Consider the following 8,778-nt stretch of genomic DNA (forward strand, 5'->3'; position numbering starts at 1 on the left):
AGTTTTATAACAACAACTAATTTAATTAGTCGATCCGCATTACGCGCATGATGTTAGTTGTTCCCTTAGTACCAACTGGTACACCGGCAGTAACTAAGATTGTGTCACCCTTTTCAGCCAAGCCTTCTTCAACAACACGCTTCTTAGCCAAAGCAAACATGTCATCAGTACTTGCTGGGGCAGTGTCGATAACTGGGGAAACACCCCAGTTGATCATCAAACCACGTTGTGTGCGTTCGTCAAACGTAACGGCCAAGATGTCGGCGTTTGGACGGTACTTACTGATCATCTTAGCGGTGTGGCCAGATGCAGTAGCAGCAACGATTGTCTTAACGTGTAAGTTTGAAGCAGTCCGTGCAACAGCAGCTGCAACGGCTTCTGTAACATCGGCAGTGTCGAAGTTATGGAATACGTGACCATCAACGCTCAAGTCATTTTCAGCCTTGATGTCGATCCGGTTCATTGTTGCAACTGATTCAACTGGGTAATCCCCGTTAGCTGATTCACCTGACAACATGGTTGCGTCAGTACCATCAAAGACGGCGTTGGCAACGTCAGAAGCTTCGGCACGCGTTGGGCGTGGGTTTTCTTGCATTGAGTCTAACATTTGGGTAGCAGTGATAACTGGCTTGCCCAATTCGTTACAACGACGGATCAATTCCTTTTGTACCAAAGGCACGTTTTCAGCAGGAATTTCAACACCCATGTCACCACGGGCAACCATCAAACCATCTGAAACTTCCAAGATTTCGTCGAAGTTGTCGATACCTTCTTGTGATTCGATCTTAGGGAAGATTTGGACGTGTTGCATGTTCTTTTCTTCAAGTAAAGCGCGGATGTCTAAAACGTCTTGTGCCTTACGAACAAAGGAAGCAGCGATAAAGTTAATTTCGTGGTCCAAACCAAAACGAATGTCTGAAGAATCCTTTTCAGTGATCCCAGGCAAGTTGATTGAGACACCAGGTGCGTTAACACCCTTACGTGAACCCAATAAACCGTTGTTTTGAACAGTCGTAACTAATTCCTTAGTTGCGTCGTCTTTTTCGTCGATCTTCATGTCAATCAAACCATCGTCAAACAATACGTGGCCACCAACGTGAACATCATCGTACAAACCAGGGTAAGTAACCGCAATCTTGTCATGAACACCTTCAAGTGAGTCGTCCATTGAGATACGTACTTTGTCACCAGTCTTGTATTCGATCTTGCCGTCTTTTTGAACGGTTGTACGAATTTCAGCACCCTTTGTATCAAGCATGATTCCGACAGTCTTGCCAGTAATCTTTTCAGCTTCGTGGACGTTGTTTAAACGACCAAGGTGTTCTTCGTGATCGCCGTGAGAAAAGTTAAAACGGAAAACGTTGGCGCCCGCTTCAATCAGCTTAACAATTGTGTCAACATCCGTGCTGGCTGGTCCAAGCGTGCTAACGATTTTGGTTTTTTTCATAACAAAAATCTCTCCCTTTGAGTTGTGCCACCATGTGGCGATTTATTTGGAAGTATTCACTTCCTGAGTACGGTAATAGTTTAACACTTTTAAATGCCGGTTGTCGCCCTTTTCATTTGTTTTCACAAATCGCTATGAAAACACGTGTTTTATTTTCATAAACTGACCGACACAATTCTGGCTTCTGTCTATTGTGCCTTAAAAACCACGTTATTCGCACCAAAAATGTCTGTTAAAGCCTTTTTTGTCGCGTCATCGTTACTCAAATTAAAGTCTGCACCAAGTTTTCGCGTGCGACCGGTATCCTGTTCATGCAGAATCACTGGGTTCGCTCCTCGTAACCCAGGCAATGCAGTTTGGAACTTTCGGCTAGCATCCCCGGCTCGGCTAGCCGCTGTTAGCTGTAAGTACCACGTACCACTCGACTGAGCTGGTTCTTTGGATTGCGTCGGCGCCTGATTTAAATCACTAGCAAGCTGCAACTTGTCCGCCACGATTTCTAGTTGGCGGCCAGTGTCGATCTTGCCAGTAACCACGACGACCTGTTCTGGCGCAATCCAAGATTCAACATTTTGGTACATTCTCGGAAAAATGGTGATCGACAGCTCGCCAGATGGATCGTTACCACTGACAAAGGCCATTTTATCGCCTTTTTTTGTCCGAATTTCACGAATTCGACTGGTATACAGCAAAACTGTTGCCTGCTGACCAACTGTTAGTTCTACAACTGGACTTGTATTTAATCGCCGTGCTAACCCTGTATATTGTTCCACGGGGTGTCCCGACAAGTAAGCACCTAGTACCTCGGCTTCATGGGCGAGCTTTTCCTTTAAAGACAAATCCTTAACATGTTCGACCTTCAACTTTAAGCCACTATTTGTTTCAAACAGATCAATGTTCACCTGGGCACCAGAAATGACACGCGGCAATAAATCTAATAGTTCGGCACGATTCAAGCCCATGTTGTCAAACGCACCGGCATAAATGAGTGCGCTTAAAATATCTTCCTTACGAAATTGTGGTTCAATATGATTCACAAAATCTTCTAACCCGGTAAAATCGCCGTGCGTTTCGCGGACCGCTAAAATATTGGCAATAAAATCTCGACGTAGACCTTTTACATCACGCAAGCCAAACACAATTTGACCATTGACTAGGGAAAAGTCAGCCTGACTGACATTCACATTCGGCGCCGCAACGTTCACACCGTGCTGCTTAGCTTCAAGTAAATAAAGCTTTGTCTTCGCCGGATTACCCATGACTGAATTCAGTAAAGCCATAAAGAAAGCGGCTGAATGGTGCACCTTTAAATAGGCCAATTCAAATGCCATTTTAGTGTAAGCGACCGCATGGGAACGGTTAAACCCATATGACGCAAAGTTCTCAATATAATCATAAACTTGCACGGCGACTGCTTGGGTAAAGCCTTTCTGGGTTGCACCGGCAATAAATTCATCACGCAATGCGTCAATTTTGGCATGATCTTTTTTACTCATGGCACGCCGTAATAAATCGGCCTTGCCCATCGAGAAACCACCCATCACACTAGCGACCCGCATGACTTGTTCTTGATAAACGATGATCCCATAAGTTGGTCCCAGGATTGGCTCTAATGCATGATCAGGATACGTAACTGGGTCCTGTCCCTTTTTCCGTGCGATAAACCGATCAATATTTTCCATTGGACCTGGTCGGTATAACGCATTCACCGCGACAACTAGCTCAAATGTTTCTGGATGTAGTTGTCGCAAGACATTTTTAATCCCGCTTGATTCAAATTGGAACACGCCATTGGTGTCTCCTTTTTGGAACAAATGCAGCGTTTCCGCGTCATTTAACGGAATATCATTGACTGATAATGTGTCACCACTTGTTTGCTGAATGGCCGCTAGCGTATTCGCCAAAATGGTTAGGTTACGTAAACCCAAGAAATCCATTTTTAACAATCCTAGCGCTTCTACCGTGTTTTTTGGGAATTGGGCAACAAGCAGTCCTTCAGAACCGGCCTGTACCGGAACGATGTCAGTCAATGGTTGGTCACTTAAGACAACCCCGGCCGCATGCGTTGATGTGTGCCTTGGCAACCCTTCTAGCGCTAACGCCGTATCAAAGAGCAATTGATTGAGAGTACCATCTGCTAATAAATTTCGTAATGGCTGTGAATTTTGCTGTGCATTCGTCAATGTGACACCGATACCACCAGGAATTGTGCGGCTCCATTCAGCCAGTTGAAAAGTTGATAGGCCAAAGACACGGCCAACATCCCGAATAACCTGCTTTGCACCTAATGTTCCAAATGTGATGATTTGACCAACCTTATCGGCACCATAACGATCTCGGACATACAGGAGAAGCTGATCGCGTTTATCATCGGGAATATCTAAATCGATATCTGGCATCTGGGCCCGTTGATCATTTAAAAATCGTTCAAACAACAGATCATATGCTAGCGGATCCACTTCAGTAATCGCTAAACAGTAAGCAACTAATGATCCAGCCGCGGATCCACGACCTGGACCAGTTGTAATCCTGTGTTGATGGGCATAGTTCATGACATCCCACACAATCAAGAAATAATCATCAAAGCCAAGCTCGTGAATCACTGTTAATTCATGATCCAGCCGTTTTTGATACTGCGCCTCCAGTGGATTTTGCGCACCTAAACGCACTGCTAACCCTTCTTCACATAGATCATGTAAGAAGTCCGCTGTTGACCGTTCATCCGGCGTTTTAAAGCGTGGCAATTGTGGTGCTTGGAACGTAAAGTCAACATTTGCTTCATCCGCAATCTGTTGTGTTGCTAGCACTGCGTCAGTTAAACCCAGCTGCGCATAATGATTCGTCAGTGGCTGTGCTTCACGCAAATACCAAGAACCAGTCTGTTGGCTAACTGCACCTAAATTACTAACCTGTTCGCCTTGATCAATAGCTTGCATTACCGTTGCCTTAAACTGATCATCTGGATTCAGATAACGAACAGCATTAACCGCCACCAGCGGTACTTCTTGCTGTTTTGCAAATGTTTGTAGGCTCGTAATCGTGACCGGCGACTGCTGATCGCTTACGCCTAAATAAACACTATTCACGTCGGCGGCGGTCATTTGCTCTGCTAATACTGTTTCACCTGCCGCCTGTTGACCCGTACTTAACAGACGACCAAGTTCACTTTCTAGTCCGTTAATGACAACAATATTCGTTAACCATTCAGAAATACTAGCGGTCGTCAATTGTGCGCCATCTGCCAGTGTCATTTTGGCCGACGATATTTGAATTAAATTTTGGTAACCAGCAGCATTCTTCGCAATTAGGGTCAGCGGAAATTGCTGCGTCTTATCAACTGTGCCAACAACATTGATTGTCAAACCAATCAACGGTTTAATCCCCGCCTGTTGTGCAGCATTAAAAAAGTCCACAACGCCATACAGCACATCGACATCTGTCAGTGCAATCGCTTGATAACCACGGGCTTTTGCAGTAGCCACCAGATCTTTAATGGTCGTTGGACTTTGTAATAGGCTGTAGGCACTGATAACCGACAACGGTACAATGTGCGCTGCCTGTTTTGCTGACGCTTGTTCTTCTATGTGATCCACGCACTTGTCTCCTTCAAACGTTTGTTCGTATACTCATTATAACAAACAACCGACATAATTTCTGATTTCATGGTTATGAAACGATTTAATTAATCGTGGAATCTTGACCTCACTTGCCACAGTGTTAAACTACTAGTGAATCGAAAGGTGGTCCACAATATGCGCTATTTAATCGTCGTCTTTTGGGGATTCATTTGGGGCGAAGTCATCGGTTACATCGGTGGGCAGCTTGAATTATTAAACTACTCAGCTTTGGAAGTCGGTACTGTCGCCGCCATCGTATGTTTGGTTACGTCAGTGGCAACACATATGCTTGCTGACGACACCACCCCTGCACCAAACAAATAAGCATCAGCCAATTTGGCCGATGCTTTTTTGTTTGGGTTAAAGGCAGCATGCAGAAAAAGTCGTGAGCAAGACCACGAACCACCTACTGGGTGTTTAACTGGTAATTACGAACCCTATAAAATTCAAAAACGCGTACACCGCATCCTAGTTATTCTTTCCATCGCTGTCGTGCTTAAAAGCGCAAAAAACTGTGCAGAACCTAAAATCTCCGTATGGACTAAAACCGTGTCCATACGGAGATTTCTTGTTCTTGCTCGCTTTTTAAACGCGCTTTTAAGCACTTCTTTTATTACTTATTTAACTCACTAATCTTTAAAATGACATCAACAGCCTGTTCCATCGTTTCCAAAGCCACGAATTCAAAACGGCTGTGCATGTTTTCACCACCAGCGAAGAGGTTTGGTGTTGGGACACCCATAAAGGAAATCTTTGAACCATCAGTTCCGCCACGAACTGGGTAAATAACTGGCTTGATTGATAATTCTTTCATCGCCCGTTCTGCTAGATCAACAGACGTCATGTCCTTTTCCAGCACTTCACGCATGTTGTAATACTGATCGGTTACAGTGACGTGTACACGCTCAGTATCATAATCAGCATTTACCTTGGCAGCGACATCTTGCATATCTTGTTTGCGTTGTTCAAACAGCTTTTTATCATGGTCACGAATAATGTACGTTAACGTTGCATGATCAACGGTACCGTCCATTTTGTACAAGTGGAAGAATCCTTGGCGACCTTCTGTCAGTTCAGGACGATCACCTGCTGGAAGCAAGTCATGATAATCAATCCCTAATTGCAAGGCATTGACCATCACACCCTTAGCCGTGGCCGTATGAACTTCCTTGCCTTCGATTTCAACGACTGCTTGAGCCGCATTAAACGTTTCATATTCTAATTCGCCTAATGGGCCACCATCAACCGTGTATGCAAACTTAACACCGAAACCCTTGGCATCAAAATGGTCAGCACCAGTACCGATTTCTTCATCAGGGCCAAAAGCAACATGTAGTTCACCATGTTTCACTTCTGGATGAGCGACTAAATATTCAACAGCGGTCATAATTTCGGCCACACCAGACTTATCATCAGCACCAAGTAGTGTTGATCCATCTGTCGTAATCAGTGTCTTCCCAGCGTAATTACGCATTGCTGGAAATTCACTCGGACGTAGTGTGAATTTGCCATCCGCACTCAACGGCACATCAGACTTACCATCGTAATTTTCAACAATCTTAGGTGCAATATTTTCAGCGTTGAAATCAGCAGTGTCAATGTGGGCAATGAACCCAATGACATCCGACTGCCCGCCATCATTGGCCGGTAGCACGGCGGTCACATAACCACTGTTAGGATCTGTTTTAATGTCGCTTAATCCAATTTCGTTTAATTCCTCAGCCAATGTTTTTAAGAAATCCACTTCCCGTTGTGCAGATGGAATGGTTGTCGACTCAGGATTTGAGCGAGTGTTCACCTTTACATAGCCAATAAATCGTGAAAGTAATGTGTCATATTTTGCCAAAATTGTCACGCTCCTTTTAATTGTTAAGAAACTTCTTCCTCAGTGTAACCGATTACCTACCCTTACACAAAAGTAAAGGGATCAGTATTTGGTTTTGATTCGAGAACGTCTATGTGCCAGCCAAATTTAATTGACCATTGTTGTAGTAGCTGTGCCAATTTGGGGATGCAGACTGCTTCAATGTGATGGCCTGGGTCAACGACGGGCAACCCTGCAGCCAACATATCATGCCCGGTATGATAGTACACATCGCCAGTGACATACACATCAGCGCCTGTTGCCTGCGCCGCTTTAAAAAACTTCCCACCATCGCCACCGAGAATTGCCACCTTTTGAACGGACTGGTTAAGATCATGCGCAATCACACGTAACCCAGCAATATCAAAATGGCTTTTACAGTAGTCAGCAAATTCTTGCAGTGAAACTGCCTCTGGCAACAAACCGACGCGCCCCATGCTGACTTCTGGTGCACTAGGATTTGGTAACCAACTGGTGACATTCTCCAAGTTCAACGTTTCTGCCAGCCAATCATTCATGCCACCAGGAGCATTGTCTAAATTCGTATGCGCCGCATAAACAGTAATATGATTGGCAACTAATTTTCCGTACATCGCCAACTGTGGGTCAGCTGCAAAATCTAAATTCTTTGCAGGTCGAAACATAACTGGATGATGCGCAAAAATAAAGTCCACATGATTCTCGATGGCTTCATCAACGACTTCTGGGCGCACATCTAAAGTTGTGAGCACGCGATGAACGGTTGCTTTGCGATCACCAATTTGAAAGCCAGTCGGGTCGCCTTCTTCGCGGTATCGTAATGGTGCAAACGTCTCAAATTGATCAATTAATTGTTGTGCCTGCATCAGCTAACGCCTCCTTAATCATCGCAAGTTTCGCAGTGAAATCTGCTTCTCTTTGACTCGGTTCAACAGCTGCTTGTTGTAATGAATCCAGCACATGTTGTGTCCGCTGTGCTTCGTGTTGCCACTTTTCAATGAATGCATCACCACCTGCAACGCGTAAAAATGGCCCGAACATCAAATCGGCGTGGCTCAGTTTAACTGGTGCAGTCGCTTTTTTAGCAACGATGATTTCATAAACATGTCCGTCATCCTTTAAGATGTTTTCAGCGGTAATTTCGTATTGGTGCTCAACTAACCAGCCCCGTAAATGTTCTTCACCCACATTCGGTTGTAAGATCAGTAATTCTTTGCCCGTCAATTTTTGCCAACCGCGCGTCAAAATATCGCTGATCAAAGTACCGCCCATGCCGGCAATCACAATTGTGTCCAACGCATCTTCTGGCTTAATGACCGCCAATCCATCTCCCAAACGAGCATCAATGACCGTCGTTAAATTTGCTTCCGCAATGGTTGTTTCAGCATTATGCAATGGCCCTGCGACAACTTCACCGGCGACGCCATATGCTAAGCGATTTTGTTTTGCCAACCAGACTGGTAAATAAGCATGATCTGAACCAATGTCTGCTAAACGTGCTTGTTGCGGTGCATAGCTTGCCACCGTGGCCAGCCGTTTTGATAAATGATCTGCATCCATGTGTACATTCTCCTTCATGTGGATCGTTAACTCTAGTATAGCAACTGCAGTGTAGACAAACAGCCAGTCCACTGAAAAAGTTGTAATTTTTTAGTTCATTGTGCCCTTTTAGCAACTAACTTGCTGCCAGTGTTTGCATTTGTACAAACACTTAGTCATTTTTCACTCAAACATATCAAAAAGGCCTGAGACATAACTAATTATGTCTACAGGCCCATTGTTGTTTTCTAATTTTCAATAGCGAAAACGTGTGCCAAAAGTCAAGTAGCTGTGCAGACTACGAACAACCTACCGGATTGAAGACCAATCCG

5 protein-coding genes and 1 pseudogene are annotated in these 8,778 nt (G+C 44.6%); 1 reads left to right on the plus strand and 5 read right to left on the minus strand.

From position 1 onward, the window contains the following. Positions 1-31: 31 nt before the first annotated feature. Together pyk and dnaE are read right to left on the minus strand one after the other, a co-directional pair. A pseudogene (gene pyk, locus IV55_RS02460) lies at positions 32-1,447 on the minus strand (pyruvate kinase); the annotation flags it as partial. A 188-nt stretch (positions 1,448-1,635) separates the two neighbouring features. Beyond that, positions 1,636-5,040 (minus strand): DNA polymerase III subunit alpha, encoded by a 3,405-nt coding sequence (dnaE, locus tag IV55_RS02465; RefSeq protein WP_146993585.1) that lies wholly within the window; start codon positions 5,038-5,040, stop codon positions 1,636-1,638. Between the two features lie 159 nt (positions 5,041-5,199). Here dnaE and IV55_RS02470 point away from each other — a divergent pair, with 159 nt between their 5' ends. Further along, on the plus strand, positions 5,200-5,388 hold the full coding sequence (locus IV55_RS02470; protein ID WP_057808998.1) for a YjzD family protein: 189 nt from the start codon (positions 5,200-5,202) through the stop codon (positions 5,386-5,388). Between the two features lie 289 nt (positions 5,389-5,677). Here IV55_RS02470 and pepT read toward each other — a convergent pair whose 3' ends face one another. From pepT to IV55_RS02485, 3 genes are all read right to left on the minus strand, one after another. Next, a complete protein-coding gene (gene pepT / locus IV55_RS02475) occupies positions 5,678-6,910 on the minus strand; it encodes a peptidase T (protein WP_057809000.1) in 1,233 nt (410 codons plus the stop codon). Positions 6,911-6,972: 62 nt separating this feature from the next. Beyond that, complete coding sequence (locus tag IV55_RS02480) at positions 6,973-7,776, minus strand: Nif3-like dinuclear metal center hexameric protein (RefSeq protein WP_307725024.1); 804 nt, start codon at positions 7,774-7,776, stop codon at positions 6,973-6,975. Beyond that, positions 7,751-8,467: a tRNA (adenine(22)-N(1))-methyltransferase gene (locus IV55_RS02485; RefSeq protein WP_057809004.1), complete on the minus strand. Its 717-nt coding sequence runs from the start codon at positions 8,465-8,467 to the stop codon at positions 7,751-7,753. The genes IV55_RS02480 and IV55_RS02485 overlap by 26 nt, the downstream gene beginning before the upstream one ends. Positions 8,468-8,778 lie beyond the last annotated feature (311 nt).

Origin of the sequence: Furfurilactobacillus siliginis (assembly GCF_001437435.1) — a bacterium.
GTDB lineage: Bacteria > Bacillota > Bacilli > Lactobacillales > Lactobacillaceae > Furfurilactobacillus > Furfurilactobacillus siliginis.